15 protein-coding genes are annotated in these 22,873 nt (G+C 40.1%); 10 read left to right on the top strand and 5 right to left on the bottom strand.

Annotation, left to right across the window (positions count from 1 at the left end; translation table 11 throughout):
• Positions 1–1,209, top strand: a complete 1,209-nt coding sequence (locus QSE00_RS00710) for an ABC transporter permease (RefSeq protein WP_286104505.1) — start codon at positions 1–3, stop codon at positions 1,207–1,209.
• Here the strand turns inward: QSE00_RS00710 and dusB are convergent.
• Complete coding sequence (gene dusB, locus QSE00_RS00705) at positions 1,206–2,201, bottom strand: tRNA dihydrouridine synthase DusB (RefSeq protein ID WP_110356290.1); 996 nt, start codon at positions 2,199–2,201, stop codon at positions 1,206–1,208. The genes QSE00_RS00710 and dusB overlap by 4 nt on opposite strands.
• A 176-nt stretch (positions 2,202–2,377) precedes the next feature.
• Here dusB and QSE00_RS00700 point away from each other — a divergent pair, with 176 nt between their 5' ends.
• From QSE00_RS00700 to QSE00_RS00690, 3 genes are all read left to right on the top strand, one after another.
• Positions 2,378–3,151, top strand: coding sequence for a prolipoprotein diacylglyceryl transferase (locus QSE00_RS00700; RefSeq protein WP_286104504.1), 774 nt, complete (start codon positions 2,378–2,380; stop codon positions 3,149–3,151).
• A complete protein-coding gene (locus tag QSE00_RS00695; protein WP_286104503.1) occupies positions 3,123–4,526 on the top strand; it encodes a radical SAM protein in 1,404 nt (467 codons plus the stop codon). The genes QSE00_RS00700 and QSE00_RS00695 overlap by 29 nt, the downstream gene beginning before the upstream one ends.
• A gap of 159 nt (positions 4,527–4,685) precedes the next feature.
• Positions 4,686–4,904 (top strand): hypothetical protein, encoded by a 219-nt coding sequence (locus QSE00_RS00690; RefSeq protein ID WP_110356287.1) that lies wholly within the window; start codon positions 4,686–4,688, stop codon positions 4,902–4,904.
• On the opposite strand, the gene QSE00_RS00685 is transcribed toward QSE00_RS00690, so the two are convergent.
• Positions 4,901–7,255 carry an outer membrane beta-barrel family protein gene (locus QSE00_RS00685; protein WP_286104708.1) on the bottom strand — a complete coding sequence of 785 codons (2,355 nt, stop codon included), beginning with the start codon at positions 7,253–7,255 and terminating at the stop codon, positions 4,901–4,903. The genes QSE00_RS00690 and QSE00_RS00685 overlap by 4 nt on opposite strands.
• Positions 7,256–7,642: 387 nt before the next feature.
• Between QSE00_RS00685 and lepA the strand changes: the two genes are divergently transcribed.
• The gene (gene lepA, locus QSE00_RS00680) at positions 7,643–9,439 is read left to right on the top strand and encodes a translation elongation factor 4 (protein WP_110356285.1); all 1,797 of its coding nucleotides are present in this window, start codon (positions 7,643–7,645) and stop codon (positions 9,437–9,439) included.
• Positions 9,440–9,699: 260 nt separating this feature from the next.
• On the opposite strand, the gene QSE00_RS00675 is transcribed toward lepA, so the two are convergent.
• A complete protein-coding gene (locus QSE00_RS00675; protein ID WP_286104502.1) occupies positions 9,700–11,163 on the bottom strand; it encodes a sodium:solute symporter in 1,464 nt (487 codons plus the stop codon).
• Between the two features lie 110 nt (positions 11,164–11,273).
• The gene (locus QSE00_RS00670) at positions 11,274–13,124 is read right to left on the bottom strand and encodes a cation:proton antiporter (protein WP_110356316.1); all 1,851 of its coding nucleotides are present in this window, start codon (positions 13,122–13,124) and stop codon (positions 11,274–11,276) included.
• A 600-nt stretch (positions 13,125–13,724) separates the two neighbouring features.
• Between QSE00_RS00670 and QSE00_RS00665 the strand changes: the two genes are divergently transcribed.
• The 5 genes from QSE00_RS00665 (at position 13,725) to QSE00_RS00645 (ending at position 21,557) form a co-directional block, all read left to right on the top strand.
• On the top strand, positions 13,725–14,585 hold the full coding sequence (locus tag QSE00_RS00665) for an MBL fold metallo-hydrolase (RefSeq protein ID WP_286104501.1): 861 nt from the start codon (positions 13,725–13,727) through the stop codon (positions 14,583–14,585).
• Positions 14,586–14,700: 115 nt separating this feature from the next.
• Positions 14,701–16,332 carry a S8 family peptidase gene (locus QSE00_RS00660; RefSeq protein ID WP_286104500.1) on the top strand — a complete coding sequence of 544 codons (1,632 nt, stop codon included), beginning with the start codon at positions 14,701–14,703 and terminating at the stop codon, positions 16,330–16,332.
• Positions 16,333–16,443: 111 nt separating this feature from the next.
• A complete protein-coding gene (locus QSE00_RS00655; protein WP_286104707.1) occupies positions 16,444–18,279 on the top strand; it encodes a M1 family metallopeptidase in 1,836 nt (611 codons plus the stop codon).
• 1,254 nt (positions 18,280–19,533) lie between these two features.
• Entirely contained in the window at positions 19,534–19,917 is a 384-nt protein-coding gene (gene rnpA, locus QSE00_RS00650; RefSeq protein WP_110356281.1) for a ribonuclease P protein component, read from the top strand.
• A gap of 11 nt (positions 19,918–19,928) precedes the next feature.
• Positions 19,929–21,557, top strand: a complete 1,629-nt coding sequence (locus QSE00_RS00645) for a S41 family peptidase (protein ID WP_286104499.1) — start codon at positions 19,929–19,931, stop codon at positions 21,555–21,557.
• Positions 21,558–21,594: 37 nt separating this feature from the next.
• On the opposite strand, the gene QSE00_RS00640 is transcribed toward QSE00_RS00645, so the two are convergent.
• Positions 21,595–22,701, bottom strand: a complete 1,107-nt coding sequence (locus QSE00_RS00640) for an acyltransferase family protein (RefSeq protein ID WP_286104498.1) — start codon at positions 22,699–22,701, stop codon at positions 21,595–21,597.
• Positions 22,702–22,873: the final 172 nt, after the last annotated feature.

The following is a 22,873-nucleotide window of genomic DNA, read 5'->3' as shown; positions in this document are numbered from 1 at the left end:
TTGAACTTCCCTTTATACATAGCAAAGCGGTACTTACGTTCCAAGAGTAGCCAAAATGCCGTAAACATTATCAATTTTATTACGTTTCTGGTCATCGTTATCGGATCGGCCGCATTATTTATTGTGCTTTCCGGTTTTGCGGGATTAAAAACCTTTAGCCTTTCCTATACCAACATGGTAGACCCGGATCTAAAGGCCCTACCTATAACAGGCAAATTCTTTGGCGTTTCCGAATCCCAGGACCAAGCACTTCAACAACTGCAAGACGTAATAGCCTATTCCAAGGAAATTGAGGAAAAGGTATACCTCACCCACGACCAAAAGGCCCATATTGCCTATATAAAGGGAATAGATTCTACCTTTTTAAAAACTACCCCCATAGATAGTAGCCTGTACTTTTACGGAGATTGGGCCATCAACAGATTGCAAGGGGTTGTAGGACAGGGAGTCGTTAATCTTTTGGGATTGAGCATCAACAACTTTAGGAGTCCCTTGGTTATTCGAGTTCCGAAACCTGGAAAGGGTTTATTAGGACAACGATTGTTAAAGGACAGCTATAATGAGACCAACTTGGTCATCAGTGGAATCTACCAAATTGAAGAGGAATTGGATCGTAAATATGTTTTTGCAGATCTGCCATTGGTACAGGCCCTACTGGAAAAAGATAGCACCCAAATATCGGGTATCAACTTTAAGTTAAAGGAAAATGCGAATACCCCGGAACTTAGAAGACAAATTGAAGCTATTTTTCCAGGTCAAGTAGTTCTAAAGAACCGTAGGGAATTGAACAGCACCCTGTACAGAATGTTAAATACAGAAAATCTGGCCACTTACCTCATTTTTACCCTTGTACTTATAATTGCCCTTTTTAATGTAGTGGGTGCCATCATCATGATGATTCTGGACAAGCAGCAGAACTCCAAGACCTTATATAATTTGGGTACTACCATAAAGGCACTTCGAAAAATATACTTTGTACAGGGTATATTGGTAACAGGATTGGGAGGCCTTATAGGTGTTTTTTTGGGTTCCTTGTTAATATGGTCCCAATTGGCCTTCGGATGGTTAAAGATTACCCCTAGCCTGTCCTATCCAGTGGAATATAGCTTGATCAATGTATTTATTGTAATGGCAACCATTCTTGTACTGGGCATAATTGCCTCCCTGATTGCCAGCAGTAGGATCAACAAAAAATTAATTGCGCATTAACCTACAAATTCGAAGTCGCCGAATTTTTCCATCACCTCATCAAAAGCTTCAAACACATCTACAGAATGATCACTGGTGACCATCTTCATTCGGTACTCCTTAAAATTGGGTATCCCCTTGAAATAATTGGTATAGTGCCTCCGGGTTTCAAAAACGCCCAGCTGCTCCCCTTTCCAATCTATGGCCATTTGTAAATGACGCCGGGCAGCATTAACCCGCTCCTCCATGGTAGGTGGTGCGGCATGGGTCCCTGTTTTAAAATAGTGCTTTACTTCCTTAAAGAACCAGGGATATCCTATACTGGCCCTACCTATCATGGCCCCGTCCAATCCGTATTCATCCCGCATTTTCATAGCCATTTCCGGAGTATCCACGTCACCATTTCCAAAAACCGGAATATGCATGCGCTGGTTGTTCTTTACCTCCGCAATAGGTCTCCAATCGGCTTCCCCTTTGTACATTTGTACCCTTGTTCTACCGTGAATGGATATGGCCTTGCAACCTACATCCTGTAATCGCTCCGCAACCTCAACTATTTTAATGGAATCGGAATCCCATCCCAAACGCGTTTTTACGGTAATGGGCAACTTGGTATGCGCTACCATAGCCTTGGTCAGGGATACCATTAAATCTATATCTTTCAGGATACCGGCCCCGGCACCTTTACTAACCACCTTTTTTACAGGACACCCAAAATTGATGTCGATAATATCCGGCCCGGATTTTTCCACTATCTCCACAGATTGTAACATGGAGTCCAAGTTGGCTCCGAAAATCTGGATCCCCACCGGACGTTCCTTTTCATATATATCCAACTTCATGACGCTTTTGGCAGCATCCCGGATAAGGCCTTCAGAGGAAATAAATTCTGTGTACACCACATCGGCTCCTTGCTCCTTGCACAAAGCACGAAAAGGGGGGTCACTAACATCTTCCATTGGTGCAAGCAACAATGGGAAATCCGGTAATTGAATGTCTCCTATTTTAGGCACAGTATTTATCCTTTAAATTTTGGGACTGCAAAATTACTGAAAAATTCTATAATCCTAAATTTCAAGGGATAAGAATAAATTAAATGCTGAACAGCACCACAAAATACGGTTTAACTTTTGATACATTTTGATCGTTATATCGAAGGAAAATTTAATTATGAAGTAAATTAGCCCTCATGTTACCAATTGTTTCCTTGCCATTCGAGCCAATTTTGTTTGGCATAAAGATCAATATACACCTAGTGTTGGAGTATTTGGCTTTTTTTGTTGGCTTCCGATATTATCTATATATAAGAAAGCGAACAACGGATACCATCTCCAACAATAACCGGTTGTCCATTATCATCGGCGCCGTATTCGGGGCCCTTTTTTTTTCAAGGCTTATGGCCTTTTTGGAAAATCCGCCCCTTCACTACTCCCAGGGCATAATTTCCCTCCTTAACAACAAAACTATCATGGGCGGACTCTTTGGTGGGTTGTTGGGTGTGGAGTTCGTAAAAAAATTAATTGGAGAAAAACAGTCTTCCGGGGACCTGTTCACTTTGCCCATAATCCTGGGGATCGCTATTGGTCGGTTGGGTTGCCTTTTGGCAGGAACCAAAGAATTTACCTTTGGGAAAGAAACTGGTTTTTATTTTGGTATGGATTTGGGGGACGGACTTTACAGACATCCCATTGCGTTATATGAGATAGTTTTTTTACTTGGTTTGTTCTTTCTGATCAGGCAACTGCAGCAATCCCCACAACCCATGAAAAATGGAAGCTATTTCAAAATTTTCATGATCGGCTATTTTTCTTTTAGGTTTATGTTGGAGTTTTTAAAGCCCAATAGCTATTTCCTATTTGGCTTGAGCAGCATTCAATATTTATGCTTATTTTGTTTGTTGTATTATTATAAATCCATTGGAGAAGCCATTAACTATGCCCGCAAGAAACTATACCTACTATGATTTTACCCTAAGCCTTTGCCCCGAATGTTTAAGGCGGGTAGATGCCAAGATCATTTTTGAGGATGAAAAGGTATATATGCTCAAAAATTGTAGGGAGCATGGAAAATCAAAAGTGATCATTGCCGATGATATTGACTATTACAAAAATATACGCAACTACAACAAGGCTTCGGAATACCCAAAGACTTTCAATACCAAAACCCATTATGGTTGCCCTTATGATTGCGGACTGTGTCCAGATCATGAGCAACACTCCTGTCTTACGGTCGTTGAAGTTACGGACCGCTGCAACCTCAGCTGCCCTACCTGCTACGCTTCCTCTTCGCCACACTATGGAAGGCATAGGACACTGGAGGAAATAAAAAAAATGTTGGATGTTATAGTAATAAACGAAGGCGAGCCCGATGTAGTGCAGATCAGTGGCGGGGAACCTAGCATACACCCACAGTTTTTTGAAATATTGGATTATGCCAAGTCCTTACCTATTAGACATTTAATGGTAAATACCAACGGCATTGAAATCGCCAAGGATTTTGCCTTTGCGGAAAGGTTGGCTACCTACGCCCCCGATTTTGAAATTTATCTACAGTTCGATTCCCTGGATGAACAGGTTTTAAGGACGTTGCGTGGTGCCGATTTAAAACAAACCCGCTTAAAGGCCTTACAACATCTAAATGCCCTGAACCTTTCCACTACCTTGGTGGTTACCCTGCAGAAAGGTTTAAACGACCACGAAATGGGAGCAACCATAGATTTTGCGCTTAAGCAAAAATGCGTTCGGGGAGTAACCTTTCAGCCTACCCAAATTGCGGGAAGGCTGGAGAATTTTCAAGTTGATGAAAATAGGATTACCCTGACCGAGGTTAGACGCAAAATTTTGGAGCAATCCCCAATTTTTGAACCGGACGACCTAATTCCCGTTCCCTGTAACCCCGATGCCCTGGTCATGGGGTATGCCCTAAAGATTGGGGAAGAGGTTACTCCCTTAACGAGGTATATAAATCCGGACGACCTGCTAAATAGTGGGAAGAATACTATTATCTATGAACAGGACGAACAGTTACATGAAAAAATGATTCAACTTTTCAGTACCGGGAACTCGGTTGAAAAAGCTTCGGAAAATTTAAAGTCCATCATGTGCTGCCTACCTGAAATAGATGCCCCCAATATGGGGTACGACAATTTATTCAGAATTATCATCATGCAATTTATAGATGCCTATAATTTTGACGTTAGGGCCATTAAGAAGTCTTGTGTGCATATCGTTAACAAAGATTATAAAATTATCCCCTTCGAAACTATGAACCTTTTCTACCGGGACGATAAAATAAAACGTCTCAACGAACTTAAAGAAGAAGTGGAGCACAGGCCATAAGCCAATATCAAAATATTCGACCATTAAAAAAATCCTATGGTCGTAAGCTAGGATAAAATCAATTGTGCCATACATATTGATCTTGAAAAAATAATCCCACCCCTTTTTTCTTCAGGGTCCAATACAATTTTATGCTATATTTAATCTTCAATTACAGTTATGATTATATTATCCCTTCTTTTTGAAGTAGGTAACCTAGGCGGGCTAGTGGCAATCCTTTTTTTGATTATGTTCGGTCCTGCCGTTCTATTATTGGTAATAGGCCTTATATTATGGTCCAAGAAGAAGAAGAAAACCAGTAAGATATTATTTATATTGGCCGGAGTGTATTTGTTGGTCAGTTTAGGGATTTGTGGAGCCTTAGTAGGTGGTTTTTAAAGCCTGTTCCTTTCATCCGTGTCTTTGGATTTATGGTTGTCCCTGATCTTCACATTACCAAAATTATATCTAAATCCCAGTGAAAACACCCTCCCGTCCGGTTTATAAATGGATGTATTGTCCTGGTTACCGTACTTCCGGGTATTTTTTAGTTTAAACTGTTTAAGTACATCGGTAAGGCCCATTGTTATGGTTCCTTTTTTTTCCCAAATATTCTTTTTCAAGGATATGCCCCATTCATTGTAGTATTCCTGTCTGGAATTCCCAATAACGATAGGGGAAACATAGCTGTAATTGAGGCTAGCCGTTAAAGACCTATCTTCCAACAGGGTAAAGTTGTTATTTAATTGTATTAAAAGCGTCCATTGTCCCTGGTCCAAGCTTTGTTGAGTTTGAATATCGGTAAATCGCTCTGCCCCATAGTAGTAAGAAGAAAGAAAATAGGTGTCCCAGGAATTTGATATCTCGTTCCTATAAATAAAATCCACCCCATAGGCCAACTCCCTATCTACATTATCCGTAATAAATCTTAAGAGATTGCTTTCATTGTCCTGAAAGGTCAATAAACGCATAATATTCCTGTGATATCTATAAAAAAGCTCCAGGGTGTAATCCCTGTCATACGTATAGGAGAGTATCACCGAATTCTTGAAGGACGGCTGTAGGTTTACATTGCCCTCCACCACGGAATTATTACTTTGAAATACTTGAAAAGGATTAATCTTATTGTAGCTGGGCCTAATGATGCTTCTTTTGTAACTACCCCCGAACCTGTGTTTTACATGAGGATTAAATTGTAAAAATACGGTAGGGAACAATTCCAAATAATGATTTTTAATCTTATCGGTACTCAGGCTGAAATCGCCTTTAGTATCCGTGTATTCAGCTCTCAATCCAGATTTGAAAGTCCAATTATTCCATTTTGCATCAAAACTGGCGTAGCCGGCAAGAATTTCCTCATCGTAAAAAAATGTACCCTCCTCAGTGGACTCTATACCTTCCTGGTCCCGGTCAAAACCCTCTTGGGCAATATAACTTTCAGAATCTATTAGGGCATACTTTATGCCCGATTCAAAATTGGCAGTCTCCCCAATAGGAGCATTAAAATCTGCCTGTGCACTGTATAGATCGGTATGCTGATGGTTAAAGGTGTTAAAATCGTTCTCCCCCACTATTGCCATATTACCATCGTAAAAATCGCTTTCCAATTCCTGGTTTTTATCATAATCATAATGGGTGTAATGTAAATTCACCGCCAGGTTGGAGCCTTGGTCGTTCAAATTATGTTTATAATCCAAATAGAATGCCGCGTTGATCGATTCATATTTGCCATTATTAACAGTGTAAAAACCTGAAGAACTGCCATCATTGGCGTCCCGTATTTTGGTGTCGGATAAATCCCTAGTCAAATAGGAGGGGGTAAAGGTGGCAACGGTAGAAAAACTGACGGTATTATTGTCGTTAATGAGATAATCCAAAAAAGCACTGGTATTGTGTTTCTTACTTCTATAAATAACCTCCAAATCTGAAGTCCAAGTATCCCTAATTTGCCCATCCTCCATAAAGTTGGTGATATCCGTAAAATTTGTCAAAATCTTATTTTGTGTATAACTATAGTTAAAGGAGGCTTCCAATTGCTTACTCTTAAAAAAATGGCTGGTTCCGAGCATTTGCCTTGGAAATACCCCTTGACTATATTTATTATATACGGCTCCGTTGTAGCCAGCAATTAAATTCCTTTTCATTTTAATATTGATCAAGGTACCTCCTTCCGCATCATATTTTGCCGGTGGCGTGGTTATCACCTCTATGGACTGGACCCCTTTTGCCGAGGTACCACTTAACAGATTAAGGATATCCTCCGGTGGAAGGTTCACTTTCTTATCGTTGATCATTATTTGAACCCCGCTTTCCCCTTTCACCTTAATCTCATTGTTCATAACAAATACGGTAGGTGTACTCTTTAGAACATCCCATAAGTCCGAATCTGAAAGCGCAGTGTTCTCAATATTAAAGATCAAACGATCTACCTTTTGTTCCAAGGATGGTTTTTGGGAGATTAGGACCACTTCATCCAATTCCTGACCTTTTTCATCTATATAAAGTGGACCTATATCCAAATCGGAATTTACCTCTATCAATTTATAATTGGAATGGCTCCCTATATAACTGGCACGAATCAAATATTGACCGTGGATTATATTATCCAACGAAAAAAAACCTTTTTCATCAGATGCGGCACCTTTGTAAAAACTGGTATCAGATACTTTAAAAAGCAGTATGTTTGCAAAAGCGACCTCGGCACCATCTGTTTGCTCAACATGGCCTGAAACCTTGTATTCTTGACCCATCACAGGGACGCAAAATAAGAGAAAGAAGAGGGTTGAAAACTTCAACATTGTCACAAACAGTGGCATATACGTTATAAAAATTTTTAAAGTTAACTTTTTATTAACCACCCACAATAGTTTCTCCAAAATTTGTAGTAAAAATCTACCAATTCAAAATTTGGCATTGGAAATTCCCTTTTATCAACTACCAGATTAAAACCCCATTGAAGCACAAAATCCGCATTGGAGATTTTTGCATTAAAAATCATGGATAAAGCCTATCTTTGCAGTTGCTTTGGTTTGTAGGTTGCTTTATTGGAGTATCGATCAAAGAGAATGGAGCTTGAATTGCCTAATGCAATTATTATTTTTGACCAGGTAATTTAAGACCGAGTAAATTCAGCATAAATGAAAAACATACGGAATTTCTGCATTATTGCACATATTGATCACGGCAAGAGTACTTTGGCCGATAGATTGTTGGACTTTACTGGTTCGGTAACGGAACGGGAAAAGCAAGACCAGCTATTGGACAGTATGGATCTTGAAAGGGAGCGTGGGATCACCATTAAGAGTCATGCCATTCAAATGGATTATGAGCATGAAGGCGAAAAATATATCCTCAACCTTATAGATACTCCGGGACACGTGGATTTTTCCTATGAAGTATCGCGTTCCATAGCGGCTTGTGAGGGTGCCCTATTGGTAGTAGATGCAGCGCAGAGCATCCAAGCACAGACCATTTCCAATCTTTATTTGGCCTTGGAAAACGATCTGGAGATTATTCCCGTATTGAATAAAGTAGACCTGCCCAGTGCCAACCCGGAAGAAGTTACAGACGATATAGTGGATTTATTGGGTTGTAAACCTGAAGATGTTATCCCTGCCAGTGCTAAATCCGGTTTGGGTATCCAAGAAATTTTGACCGCGATTATAGAACGTATTCCTCCTCCCAAAGGCAATCCGGATGAATCCCTTCAGGCCTTGGTATTCGATTCCGTATACAATCCTTTCAGGGGAGTGGAAACCTATTTCAGGGTGATTAACGGGGAAATAAAAAAAGGGCAAAAAATAAAGTTTGTAGCTACAGATAAAAATTATTTTGCCGATGAAGTGGGTACCTTAAAATTGGTACAACACCCCAAACAAAGCATAAAAGCAGGGGATGTTGGTTATCTTATTACAGGCATCAAAGATGCAAGGGAAGTAAAAGTAGGGGATACCATTACAGACGCCGCGAGCCCTACAAAGAACCCTATAGGGGGGTTTGAAGATGTAAAGCCCATGGTCTTTGCCGGTATTTATCCGGTTGATACGGAAGACTATGAGGAACTCCGTTCCTCCATGGAAAAATTGCAATTAAATGATGCTTCTTTGGTATTTACCCCAGAAAGCAGTGCGGCCCTTGGGTTTGGATTTCGTTGCGGCTTCTTGGGAATGTTGCACATGGAAATCATCCAAGAACGTTTGGAGCGGGAGTTTGACATGACGGTAATCACCACCGTGCCCAACGTTAGCTACCATGCGTTTACCAGAAAAAATCCCGAAGTTCCCATTATAGTCAATAATCCTTCGGATCTACCTGATCCATCAACTTTAGATCATGTAGAGGAACCATACATTAAGGCGACGATTATTACCAAAGCCGATTTTGTAGGGAATGTTATGTCCCTATGTATAGATAAAAGAGGGCAGATCACGAACCAAACCTATTTGACCACAGAAAGGGTAGAATTAAATTTTGATATGCCCCTGGCCGAGATTGTGTTCGACTTTTACGATAGGCTAAAAACAGTTTCCAAAGGATATGCCTCCTTTGACTATACTCCAATTGGAATGAGAACCTCCAAGTTGGTAAGGGTAGATATCCTGCTCAACGCCCAACCTGTGGATGCCTTGTCGGCTTTAATACATGCCGACAACGCCGCCAATATTGGTAAAAAAATGTGCGAAAAATTGCGGGAATTGATTCCAAGACAACAATTTGATATTCCTATCCAAGCCGCCATCGGAGCCAAAATAATTTCTAGGGAAACCATTAAGGCTTTGAGAAAGGATGTAACCGCCAAGTGTTATGGAGGTGATATCTCCCGAAAGAGAAAATTATTGGAAAAACAAAAGAAGGGTAAAAAACGTATGCGTCAGGTTGGAAACGTGGAAATACCCCAGCAGGCATTTATGGCCGTACTCAAGCTGAACGATTAAAAAGTGAAGCTCAGGGCAAGCTGGTCCGTGACAAAGACAGGTCCATAAAGCATCGCAAAGAAACTACTTATAATATGGAACGCAGGTCTGAACGAAAGTGATAGGCAGTCCTGTCTACCGATAGGCAGGCAAGTGTTGCTGCATTCCAATCCCACTTAGTTAGTTAACTATCCCCGATTGGAAAATAAGGGTATGGCTTCTTTGGAACATCGACCCAGATTGTGATTCTCTTAAATATTCCTGCTTCTTGCCTATTTAGATCAAACGGTTTCCCCCTTGCGTTTTACCAATAATAAACCTAAAACGGTTAGTCCGGCATTGACAGCTATATTGATAAATCCAAAGTCGAAATTAAAGGTCTTGGCAAAGAAGACACTCAATACATAAGTAAGCACCGGAGCCAACACACAGATAAGGGGTACCCATTTATCCTTAACGGAAACCTTGGTAAACATTCCCAACATATACAGGCCCAGCAACGGGCCATAGGTATACCCGGCCACTTTGAATATAAGTGATACCACATCTCCCCTACTGTTTGCAAAAAGCATAATTATTAAAAACAGAACCACTGAAAAACCCAGTAGGACCCAATTCTTAAGTCTTTTTTTATCAGCACTGGATTTATGTGAGATATCTAGAAAATCATAGGTAAATGAAGTGGTTAGGGCCGTCAGGGACGAATCCACACTGGAAAATGATGCCGCAATGATTCCCAACAAAAAACTAACCCCCGCAAAAACACCGAGATGGTTCAGGGCCAGATCGGGAAACAGGTTGTCGGTATCCAAAAGTGCACCGTTCTCGCCCGTGGCCAAACTAATACCATTATTCTCTGCATAAATATATAATAGGACGCCCAATCCCAAAAACAAGAATTGGGTTATGGCCAAAATTAAACTATAGGTCAAAGTGTTCTTCTGTGCGTCCCACTGATTCTTACAGGTCAACGTTTTTTGCATCATATTCTGATCCAATCCTATCATGGCGATGGCTACAAGTATACCGGCAATAAACTGTTTGAAAAAATTATTGCTCGATTTATTTTCCCAATTAAATACTTCAAAATACCGGTGTTCAGTAACCTGCTGAACAGCCCCTGAAAACGACAGGTTTAAAGAATTGGTTATGGTATAGATCGTAATTACGGCTCCCATAACCAGAAAGGTCGTCTGCAAGGTATCGGTCCAAACAATGGTCTTTATTCCCGACTTATTGGTATACAACCAAACCAAAAATAAGATGATGATTACCGTTATGGGGAAGGGGATATTCAGTTTATCAAATAATGCAAATTGTAGAATTTTGGAGGCCAATAACAACCTAAGGGCCGCTCCAAAGGATTGGGAGACCAAAAAGAACAACGACCCTGTCTTATACGTTTTTACACCATATCTCTGATCCAGGTAGCCATAAATGGATACCAACTTTAATCTGTAGTACAATGGAATCAGGACAAAAGTAATGAAAAGATAACCCACAACGTTGCCTAGGATAAATTGGTAGAAATAGAAATTGTTATTGCCTACCATGCCCGGAAGGGATACAAAGGTAACTCCCGAAAGTCCGGCACCCACCATTCCAAAGGCCACCAAAAACCAAGGCGATTGTCGGTCGCCCGTAAAATAAGACTCATCACTTCTATTTCTTGAGGTGAAGTAAGAAATGGTCATTAACAAAATAAAATAAATGGAAATAATGGCTAAAACTACAAGTGGATTCAATTCAGATGGATTAGATTATAACGTATAAGTATTCTTTCTATTGATACTAATTGACTAATATTCAAGGATAGGCCATTTTGGCAATACTCCATTGGATTATCCCCAGCCACTTAATTTTTCTGTTTCTTATCGGACTTATCTGCCTCCAACAACTTTCCAAGGTACACCAACTTACAGCCTTCTTCAATATCTTCAAAATTTTTGCTAAACGAAGAAATAATTTTTAGGTCCCCATCCAAGGTCTTGATAAAAATTGGAACAATATCCTTATCTGCCTTGGTAATTTCTATGAGGCCCTCATAATGTTCCTTCCCCTTTAATTCCATTTCATGGATTACCGGATTACTTCTAGCAGCTTCGGTCAAGGTAATAAAGTCATCCGTATGAGAAAAAAGACCTTCTATTGGATTGTTTTCAGGATCGTTCATTTCATCCGAATTCACCAATCTAAAGGAACCATGCTCCCCAAATTCCTTCTTGAAAGTATCTATGGCGTATTCGTTGATGTCCGAGTTACCCGTCAATGCCATTAAGTATCCCACATCGTTCAATTCTATGTTGTCCGTCAGGGTATCGGAATAAATGTTCGCTACAAAAGCCTCTAGACCAAGGTTTTTAGCCTTTTCGATATTGTTTTGGTTATTATCTATCAAAACAACATGCCTATTATTTTTCTTAAGATAACTGGCTATCAGTCTAGGTACCTTGGAGGCGCCTATGATGAGGATCCCTTCTGACTTTTCCAAGAACACCCCGAGCAATTTGGCCATGAACCTTGCTGTGGATGCATTGAGAAGTACGGTTCCCAATACAATCATAAAGACCAAGGGTGTAATATATTCCGCTCCAGGTTCCCCCCGCAGAATTAATTTGGAACCAAATAATGAGGCAATCCCTGCCGCAACGATTCCCCTGGGGCCAACCCAGCTAATAAATAATTTTTCCCTAAAATTAAGATTGGAACCCATGGTACTCAAAAATACCCCCAAAGGCCTAACCACAAAAACAACAATGGCAAAAAGTATCAAGGTATTAGGGCTGTATAATAATTCCAGCTCGGGTAAATTCATACTTGCCGACAGCAAAATGAAAAGCATAGATATTAAAAGTATACTTAGCGACTCCTTAAAATAGAGCAGCTCCTTAATATTGGGCAACTGTGTATTTCCCATGACCATTCCCATAACCACCACTGCGAGCAGCCCGGATTCATGTGCAAAAAGTTCGGAGATAACAAAAACCGAAAGTACCACTGACAAGGATACCACATTTAACAAGTAATGAGGTACGTAATTCTTTTTGATAGCCAAGGTTAAAGCATGGGCAAAAGAGAATCCAAAGGTGAAGCCCAATAACAATACTTTTACAAACTCCAAAAGTCCGGTTTGGGTATATCCTTGACCTTCCCCAATACTGATAAACTCAAAGACCAGTACAGCTACAAGGGCACCAATGGGATCAATCAAAATACCCTCCCATTTCAATACTGCCGAAAGATCTTTTTTCAAAGGTATATTTCTAAGGATCGGGGTAATTACGGTTGGACCTGTAACAATTATGAGCGCCGAGAACAAAAAAGAGATTTGCCAAGGCAAATTAAATATAAAATGCGCAGCTGTCCCCGCTAAAAAAAAGGTAACTGCACTACCCAAGGTTATCAACTTGGTAATAACCGGACCCACTCTAGTTACCTCAGAACGTTTCAAGGTAAGTCCGCCCTCAAATAGTATAACACCTATAGCCAGGGAAACAAAATGATAAAGGCTCTCCCCTAGAAACAAGCCCTCTGTCTTATTCCATATAGGCCTTATTAGTTTGGTGCCGTCCTCTGTAAACAACGTAGAAATAGGCCCTACCAATAAACCTATGATAATAAGAGGCAAAATGGCCGGTAATTTAAAGCGCCAAGCCACCCACTGTGCAATGATACCAAGAACAATTATTCCCGCTAGTTCTACCATAAAAAAATTTAAAGCAATATAAGTTTTAATATAGAAAAAATCCATCTAAGGCAAAAAAACCTTGGCTCCTTATTAAAAAATACCCATTTTACCGTTACAGAAAAGGCTATTCATTTTAAAGATTACAACAAAAAACCGCCTGGAAGGCATAATAATTCAAAATCTCCCATTGCTTTGGGATCTACCATCTTTTAGTTATTGATCATCGGATTTTCACAAAATTTAATAATTCTATGGAGGAATAACCTACTGCGACCATTGGCGATCGCAAGGATTAAGGGACTCTGGCAGAACGCGTGGGTTCCCCTGCATTTAAAGCCAACTATTGATAGGGACCCTACGGGGTCTCGCCTTATTGCCCCTACTGGCAATTTAAGAGCACCTAACCCTTTTGCTGGAAGTGGGGATACAATAAGGTCTGTATTGGAACGGAAAATTACATGGACATTATAAAACCCATGGAAAGAATAGATTAGCCCCAACAGATAAACGCAAAGAAAAATTGGTGATAAAGTGTTAAAAAACCTCTAATAAAATCAAGTTTAAAGAAATATCCCTAGTCCTTTTGTTAATTTGCACCTTCTTTACGCTAGGTTATCTATGAAATTATACCCTATTGAATCTGGAAATTTTAAATTGGATGGAGGAGCCATGTTCGGTGTGGTACCGAAATCTATCTGGAACAGGACCAATCCTGCAGATTCCAATAATATGATAGATATGGCCGCAAGGTGTCTATTGATCGAGAATGGCGATCGGCTTACCTTGATAGATACTGGAATGGGCAATAAACAATCCGATAAGTTCTTTGGTTATTACTATAGGTGGGGGGACCATTCTTTGGATAAATCCCTTAAAAAATACGGCTTTCACAGAGATGATATAACAGATGTTTTCCTGACCCATTTACACTTTGACCATTGTGGGGGAAGTATACAATGGAACAAGGATAGAACCGGATATGAACCTGCTTTTAAAAATGCCATCTTTTGGACCAATGAGGACCATTGGCAATGGGCCACAAAACCCAATCCACGGGAAAAGGCATCCTTTCTGTCGGAAAACTTAATGCCCATGCAAGAAAGTGGTCAATTAAGATTTATTGAAAGAACGAAAGAGACTTTCATGGAAAAATCGGAATTGGACTTTGGAATTTTATTTGTGGACGGTCATACGGAAAAACAAATGATACCCCATATTGCATATAAGGGCAAGACCCTGGTATTTGCGGCAGACCTACTGCCCACCGCAGGTCATATTCCTCTGCCCTATGTTATGGGTTATGATACAAGGCCGCTATTAACGCTTTCTGAAAAAGCCCAGTTTTTGGAAAAAGCCGTAACAGACAATTACCATCTGTTTTTGGAACATGATGCCCACAATCAAATCTGTACCCTTCAAACTACGGAAAAGGGAATACGTTTAAAAGAAATACATAACTTTGCCCAGCTTTTTGAATAATATGATCAATAGTAGACTCCCATACATAGCAGGTCAAGACTGCACAGCAAGCTTTCATGCAAAATTACCTGGAAATCCAATTAATAAGACATTTTAATCTAACACTGTAAATATAATGACACTAACATTGAACAGATCTATTTTAGCCATCTCGGCCTCTATTTTACTTTATGGCTGTGGTAGTACTGCCCTAGTTTCCACCCCAATTGAGAATATTGATACCCTACCCCTAAAAATATCGGAATTAACCGATGCTGAAAAAAAGAATTGGGGACATGCCGATTTAATTACCGATACCATTCCAGGAATGAGTGTAGACAAGGCCTATACCGAAATAATCAGGAATAAAAAAGGGGAAAAGGTAGTCGTGGCGGTATTGGATTCAGGAATGGACCTTACCCATGAGGACTTGGTAGACGTCCTTTGGGTGAATAAGGGAGAAATTCCAGGAAACAATAAAGACGATGACAACAATGGCTATATAGATGACATACATGGTTATAACTTTTTAGGGGAGTCCTATAATGAGCAATTGGAAATGGCAAGAATTGTAGGCAAAAAATTAGGGGATGCCTCCCTTCAGGCCAAGGCCAAAAGCGACCTGGACAAAGACTACCAAAAAGCACTTCAAAACAAAGGGCAGTACGAACAAATATTGCAAGCAGTCCAAAATGCGGATGCAGAGGTCAAGGAACTCCTAGGAAAGGATAACTATACCCAAAAAGACTTGACCGAAATTAAATCGGATAACGAGACCATGCAGAGAAATGTTAGTATTCTAATGCAAATGTTGAGCATAAAGGATACTATTCCAGCAGTAATTTCAGAACTAAAGGATGGTATAAAACATTTTACCGATCAACTGAACTATAATCTAAATGTGGATTTTGACGGTAGAAAAATAGTTGGGGATGATCCTTATAATTTTGACGATAGGGGCTACGGAAACGGTAATCCTAAAAACAGGGTTGATGATGAAAGTCATGGAACGCATGTGGCGGGCATTATAGCAGCAAAAAGAAACAACGGACTTGGAGCCAATGGGGTTGCGGACAATGTAGAAATTATGAGTATCAGGGCAGTGCCCAATGGAGATGAATACGATAAGGATATTGCTTTGGGCATACGTTATGCCGTAGACAACGGGGCCAAAATTATTAACGGAAGTTTTGGAAAAGCCTACTCGCCAAACGCGGAATGGGTTTATGACGCCATTAAATACGCAGCAGACCATGATGTTCTTTTTGTGCATGCAGCAGGAAATTCGGGCGAAGATCTTGATGACCCCAATAACCCCAATTTCCCCAACGATCAAATCAATAACGGTCCTGAAATGGCTGATAATGTGATTACTGTAGGAGCTTTAACAAGTAAATACGGTTCTGAAATGGTAGCCTCATTTTCTAATTATGGCCTTATAAACGTAGATATTTTTGCCCCTGGCGATGATATCTATTCCACAATGCCCAACAACGAATACGATTTTCAGGGAGGAACTTCCATGGCCGCACCGGCTGTTGCAGGAGTTGCTGCCCTTGTTAGATCTTTTTATCCAAAATTATCAGCTTCCCAGGTAAAGGCAATTTTGTTGAATTCCGGGCTTACCACCAAATCCAAAGTAGTGGTTTCCGGGGATTCTTCTATGGCATTGGATTTTCAAAAAATCTCTAAATCAGGTAAAATGGTCAACGCCTATAATGCCTTAATTATGGCCGATGCCGTATCCAGAGGGAAAATAAAACTATAATGGAATACTTCTCATGGGTTAGCCTCTAAACATTGGCTGCCCTTGACCTGTAATAAATAGATGCTACAAATTAAAGGTATGGAACATAACAAAGGACTTTTTTTTGGTTTAATGATTGCCGTTCTAAGCTTAACAGCACAGATGGAAGCACAAAACAATACTTCCTATTGGCAACAGCATGTGGATTATTCCATGGACGTAAACGTGGACGTTGAAAAATATCAATACAGCGGAACCCAAAAATTGGTGTATACCAATAACTCCCCCGATGAATTAAGTAGAGTGTACTATCATCTTTTTTTCAATGCCTTTCAACCTGGCAGTGAAATGGACATGCGTTTACAAAGTATTGCCGACCCGGACGGTAGAATGATGGCAGACGGGAAAAGCAGGATTGCAAGTCTTAGCCCTGAAGAAATAGGATATCTTAGGGTTACTTCCCTAACTCAGGACAACCAAGCCGTTTCCTATTTGGAAGAAGGTACCATTTTGGTGGTCGACTTAAATAAACCTATTCCCGCTGGTGGGAAATCCACCTTTGAAATGACCTTCAACGGGCAAATACCTTTACAAATAAGGCGAAGCGGTAGAAACAGTAGTGAGGGAGTAGCGCTCTCCATGAGTCAGTGGTACCCAAAATTGGCGGAATACGATTTTGAAGGCTGGCATGCCGATCCTTACATTGCCCGCGAATTTCATGGAGTATGGGGCAATTTTGATGTGAAGCTCACCCTGGATAAAAAATATGTGGTTGGGGGTACAGGATATTTACAGAACCCCGAAGAAATAGGCCATGGTTATGAAACCCCGGGATCCAAAGTAAAAAGGACCAAGGGCAAAACCCTTACATGGCATTTTAAAGCTCCAATGGTCCACGATTTTATGTGGGCTGCAGATCCGGACTACCTGCACGATACCCTCCAAGTAGAAAATGGGCCTATGCTCCATTTTTTCTACAAAAACGACAAGGAAATTATAGAAAATTGGAAAAAGCTTCAGCCTAAAACGGCCGAAGCCATGCAATTCTTCAATAGCAATATAGGCGATTATCCCTATAAACAATACTCTGTTATCCAAGGAGGCGATGGTGGTATGGAGTACGCCATGAGCACACTGATCACCGGTGGTAGAAACTTTGGAAGCCTAGTAGGTGTTATGGTACATGAAATGGCGCATTCCTGGTTTCAACATGTACTGGCCAGCAACGAATCCAAACACGAATGGATGGATGAAGGCTTTACCTCTTTTATCTCCAGTCTATGTATGGACCAGATCATGGATCAAAAAAAAGAAAATCCCTTTGCAAGTTCCTATCAAGGTTATTACAATTTAGTGGCTTCCGGTAAGGAACAGCCACAAACCACCCATTCCGATAGATATGAACTCAATTTTGCCTATGGGATTGCAGCCTATAGCAAAGGAGCTATCTTTCTATCACAATTGGGCTATATCATAGGGCAGGATAAGCTAATGGAAACCCTGAGAAAATATTATCAGGATTTTAAATTTAAACACCCTACCCCTAACGATATCAAAAGAACCGCCGAAAAGGTTTCCGGGATGGAATTGGACTGGTACCTTACAGATTGGACCCAAACGACAAATACCATAGATTATGGAATTAAGGCGGTTGAGGCCGATGGACAAAAAACCAAGGTAAGCATGGAGCGTATTGGCCTTATGCCAATGCCCATAGACATTTTGGTGCTTTACAATGATGGTACCCAAGAAACATTTTACGCGCCCTTGCGTATGATGTATGGTGAAAAAGAAAACCCATATCCCCATTTAAAAAGAACCGTATTGCTCGATTGGCCCTGGGCACATTCCAACTACGATTTTATCTTGGATAAGGAGCTGAATAACATTAAGGCCATTGTATTGGACCCATCCCAACTAATGGCAGATATAAATGAGGAAAACAATGTTTGGCAAGCCCAGGAATAAAAGGTATTAAACTTCAGGACAGGCCTGCCTGCCGACAAAGGCAGGCCCTGAACCCAATAATAGGAATCGACCCTAGGGTCCAGGTATTGAACCGAGATTCCGCCGAAAAAGGCGGGATTAGTTCAACTTGCAATTTTTAGTGCATCCTACTGACTTCCCAAAATTGAGTTTCACTAATAAAAAATAAGATCATGACCAATTGTTGTGTTTATGAAAAAAAGGGATTAATTTGATCAGTCGTTTTTTTTTTTGATAAATAGTTTTTATTAATAGGTGCGATTTAGTAGAACCAATGATTAAATTATTCTTTCATTTTACTCAATTGGGTGTTATTGTTTTTTATCGGATTTCGTGAATCTTCGATTTCTTTGCCTGTCCAATGAAACCGACGTAAGAGGTTCATGAATACCTTATTACAAAATAACCAGCCATGAGCTAAACAAACCTGCCTTCCGGCAGGCAGAAGAAAAGACCCTTCTTCGCTAGGTGGTCCCTAAAATCTCTGGTTTTTAATAATGGAAAAAGACTTATCCCCACATGAAGGTTGACGGAACGTAAGGACCGGCCTATTTTCAATTTACTTAAGTGGTTATTATTGCCTGCCTTCGGCAGACAGGTTTTTTATAGGTTTTCGTGAATCTTCGATTTCGTATTAAATCAAGTGGTTTCCACATTGGGTTCAGGTAGCCGTCCAAAGAGCATTTCACCATAGTGAAAGCGGCCTGGACGGCGCGGCTGTGGAAATTGCGTAGATTTAAAGAAATTTAAAATCAGCTTGGCCATGGCTACAGCTGGCTCCTCCTAACCAAGGTACACCGTACCTTGGTTATTCGGCCCTGGTCGTTTTTTATTCATCGGCTGGTCTATTGATTTTTAATGGTATTCATGAATGCTACGCATTTGGGCGATGCAAAAAATGAACAGGACACAAACTTGAGGTAGTAGATTATATCTTTTTGTAATTCACACGCAACTTTTGGGATTGATCCAAAAAATATTAGACGTTTAAATCCGTTTTAGATGGCATACCATTGCTGTTTTAAACGGATTTTTTATGGCTATAGGACCAAGGTGGAACATGTACCTCGAAAATAAGGGGGATCCTTCCCTAATTTTATAGCATGTAATACTCCCATAAACCCCTTATTTAAAGTTTTGTAAAAAACATAACCGTAGGTAATGGCCAAATGGATTTTGAACTATGGTGATTGTCATATCCAATAACTGTGGTTTTTATTTTACATTTACAGCAAAATGTCATTTAGCTTCCCAAAAAAAGAAAAACTAAAGAGCAAAAAACTAATTGAACAGTTGTTTGCGGAAGGGATTGGTATTACCAATTATCCCATAAAACTTGTTTATCTAAAAACCAGCTTTGAAGATAATTCCAAATGCAAAGTGGGGGTAACAGCATCCAAAAGAAATTTTAAAAGTGCCGTAAAAAGAAATAGAATCAAGAGATTGATGCGGGAGAGCTATAGGTTGAACAAACACCTAATTTTTAACAACATAGAGGGTAACTTTGCGTTTATGTTTTTATACCTTGGTAAGGAGATGCCCAAGCAATCCAAAATAACAGCTGCCATGATTCCTTTAATGCAGAAATTTGTCGTTGAAATTGCCAAAACAGGCAAATAATTTGTGAACAGATGAAAGAGATAGTAAAAAAAAGGGTGCTTATTCCCATTATCGCCATTGCCCTACTTATTGCAGGAAGTAGTTTTAAGGGCGATTTTTTTGAAATTGCCAAACAGATCGAAATTTTTACAACCCTGTTCAAAGAGCTGAACATGAACTATGTGGATGAAACCAATCCTGCGGAATTAATGGATACGGCAATTAAGAATATGTTGGAAGAGCTGGATCCCTATACCAAATTCCTTAATGAGCAAGACGTTGAATCCTTTAAAATAAATAATGCGGGCGAATATTCAGGTATTGGGGCGGTGGTACGGAGCTACAAGGATAAAATAGTTATTGTTGAACCTTACAAAGGTTATCCAGCAGATAAGGCTGGCCTTAAGGCCGGGGATGAAATTATTAAGATCGGTGACATTAACATTGCGGACATTACGGATGACGCCGATGAACTTTTAAAAGGGGCCAATAACACCAGTGTGGACATTACCTACCTTAGACAGGGAGAAACCAAATCTACAACGGTGAACAGGGAATCTATAGAAGTGGATGCCGTTCCCTATTACAAAATGATCAAAGGGAACACCGGTTATATTGTCTTGTCCAAATTTAATAAAAAAGCTTCTGAACAAACCAAGGAGGCACTCCTTAATTTGAAAAGCGATGGCGCCGAAAAAATTATTTTGGACCTAAGGGATAATCCTGGTGGTCTTTTGACCGAAGCCATTAATGTAACCAATCTTTTTATTCCAAAAGGAGAACTTGTGGTAACCACCAAGTCCAAGGTCAAAAAGTTCAACAGGGAATATAAAACTACCAAACAACCCGTAGATACAGAAATACCCTTGGTAGTATTGGTTAATGGCAGAAGTGCTTCGGCCAGTGAAATTGTTTCTGGAAGTCTACAGGATTTGGACCGGGCCGTTATTGTGGGTGCAAGAAGTTTTGGAAAAGGACTGGTACAACGCCCTTTAAAACTTACTTATGGTACCCAATTAAAGGTCACTATCTCCAGATATTATACAGCATCCGGAAGATGTATACAATCTTTGGATTATTGGAATAGGGATGAAAATGGAAATGCCGTTAAAAACACCCAATTCAGGGATTTTAAAACCAAAAATGGGCGAAAAGTCCAAGATGGTGGTGGTGTTTTACCAGACATAGAAATTGCTGCTGCCAAAACAAATACACTTACCCAAGCTTTATTATCGGACAATATTATTTTCGACTTCGCCACCGATTTCTATTATAATAACAAGATAGAGAATGTATTGGACTTCCATTTCAAGGATAGTGATTTTGACTCTTTCAAAACTTATATCTCCAAAAGTGATTTTGCTTTTGAGACCAAGGCGGAAAAAGCCCTAAAAGAGGCCATGTCCGGAGAAGACAGTACCATATTTGGCAATGAGGTCACGGAACAATATAAAGCGCTGCTGTTGGAGATGGATAAAAACAAACTTATGGCATTGGATAAATACAAAGCGGAAATCCAAAAGAATTTGGAAGATGAAATTCTTAAACGCTATTTCTACAGGGAAGGCCTTTATGATTACCATTTACAAAATGACGAAGCCATTAAAACTGCTACCGTTCTGTTAAATGACCATGGCAAATACGCCAATATTCTAAAATAACGGGATTCCGGCCAAATAGGGCCTCGATATTGAAACTCTAAATCTTAAAGTAAACCTTCTTCTGATCCAAAAAGTAGGTAATATACCAAAACATAAAGAGCACAAACAAGGAGTTTATTACCAATATTAATCCTTCCTGTACGCCTAAGGGAGCCAAGATTCCTTCGGTAAAAATAAGACCAAAACCTCTGAACCATTGGGATCCTACTGTTTCCGCAAACAAATAAATAAAAATGGAATTGGTCCCCACGACAGAAAAGACCTTCAACCATTTGTTCTTGTGGTCCTTAATGTCTATCCACCAATAAAACAAAGCTAAGACCAACAAGGCCCACCCCCCTGAAGCCAAAGTAAAAGAGGTTGTCGCTATTCTTTTAATTATAGGTGTTATACCCAGCAGATCCATCCCGTAGCCCAACAAAAGTAGGGCCGCTCCCCACATTAATAAGGGGTTTAACTTCTCCTTAGCGGATTTGTTGGAAAGTAATATTTGACCACACATTACACCCATTACCGTGTGTACGGCAGTAGGTAAAAAGTTGATGAAAACCCATCCCCCACCATTAATTTTACCCATTACCAACATATCTATCCAAGATCCAAAACTTTGTCCTTGATTATACGGATCCTGTGGATTATAAACCCGGTAAAGGATTTCGGTCAGTATTAATATTCCAAGACAAATTATAATTTGGGTACGATGGGGAAAGTTCATTACGGCGTAAGCAATAAGTATTGTAAAGGCCAATTGAACCAAAACGTTCCAGAGTTCCCAAACCAGTGCATGGCTATATACGCAGTGCAGCAATACCCCAAAACTAAAGAGTAAAAAACACCTTCTTAAAATATGCCTGGTAGCGGCCTTTTTGTCTCCGGTAGCCAAACGTTTTCTCAATGAAAATGGCATTGCCACCCCCACAATAAACATAAAAAAAGGCTGGATAAGATCCCAAAACCGCAACCCGTTCCAAGGGTGATGGTGCAATTGTTCCGCCAAAGGATGAAAAAAGGCGTTGTTTTCTGTATAGTCTCCGAAACTACCATGAAACCCGGCAGCTTCCGCAATTAATAAAAACATGGTCAATCCCCGAAATACATCCAAGGAAAACAACCTCTTGGAAAGGTTGGTAGATTCGATTGTCATTTTGTAAGTGGTTGATTATTTTGGAATAACAATGTAGTGATTTTCTATATACATTCATAAAATATTATGAACGATGGCGCATTGTACAAACTCTATTTAAGGCCATTCCATTTTTTGCCCACTAAGAGAAATTTGGATGCCCCAACGTATGTCTTTGTAAGTAAACGGGCCT

This window comes from Arenibacter flavimaris (genome assembly GCF_030291335.1).
In the GTDB taxonomy this organism is placed as follows: Bacteria; Bacteroidota; Bacteroidia; order Flavobacteriales; family Flavobacteriaceae; genus Arenibacter.
Note: the sequence above shows the minus strand (reverse complement) of the source record. Positions and strands in the feature narration are given on the sequence as shown.

Coding starts and splice junctions, on each gene's coding strand:
- QSE00_RS00695 (WP_286104503.1), top strand. CDS start 3,123: ATGCCCGCAAGAAACTATACCTACTATGATTTTACCCTAAGCCTTTGC.
- QSE00_RS00685 (WP_286104708.1), bottom strand. CDS start 7,255: ATGGGTCAAGAATACAAGGTTTCAGGCCATGTTGAGCAAACAGATGGT.
- QSE00_RS00690 (WP_110356287.1), top strand. CDS start 4,686: ATGATTATATTATCCCTTCTTTTTGAAGTAGGTAACCTAGGCGGGCTA.
- QSE00_RS00655 (WP_286104707.1), top strand. CDS start 16,444: ATGATTGCCGTTCTAAGCTTAACAGCACAGATGGAAGCACAAAACAAT.
- rnpA (WP_110356281.1), top strand. CDS start 19,534: ATGTCATTTAGCTTCCCAAAAAAAGAAAAACTAAAGAGCAAAAAACTA.
- QSE00_RS00670 (WP_110356316.1), bottom strand. CDS start 13,124: ATGGTAGAACTAGCGGGAATAATTGTTCTTGGTATCATTGCACAGTGG.
- QSE00_RS00700 (WP_286104504.1), top strand. CDS start 2,378: ATGTTACCAATTGTTTCCTTGCCATTCGAGCCAATTTTGTTTGGCATA.
- lepA (WP_110356285.1), top strand. CDS start 7,643: ATGAAAAACATACGGAATTTCTGCATTATTGCACATATTGATCACGGC.
- QSE00_RS00640 (WP_286104498.1), bottom strand. CDS start 22,701: ATGACAATCGAATCTACCAACCTTTCCAAGAGGTTGTTTTCCTTGGAT.
- QSE00_RS00660 (WP_286104500.1), top strand. CDS start 14,701: ATGACACTAACATTGAACAGATCTATTTTAGCCATCTCGGCCTCTATT.
- QSE00_RS00665 (WP_286104501.1), top strand. CDS start 13,725: ATGAAATTATACCCTATTGAATCTGGAAATTTTAAATTGGATGGAGGA.
- QSE00_RS00645 (WP_286104499.1), top strand. CDS start 19,929: ATGAAAGAGATAGTAAAAAAAAGGGTGCTTATTCCCATTATCGCCATT.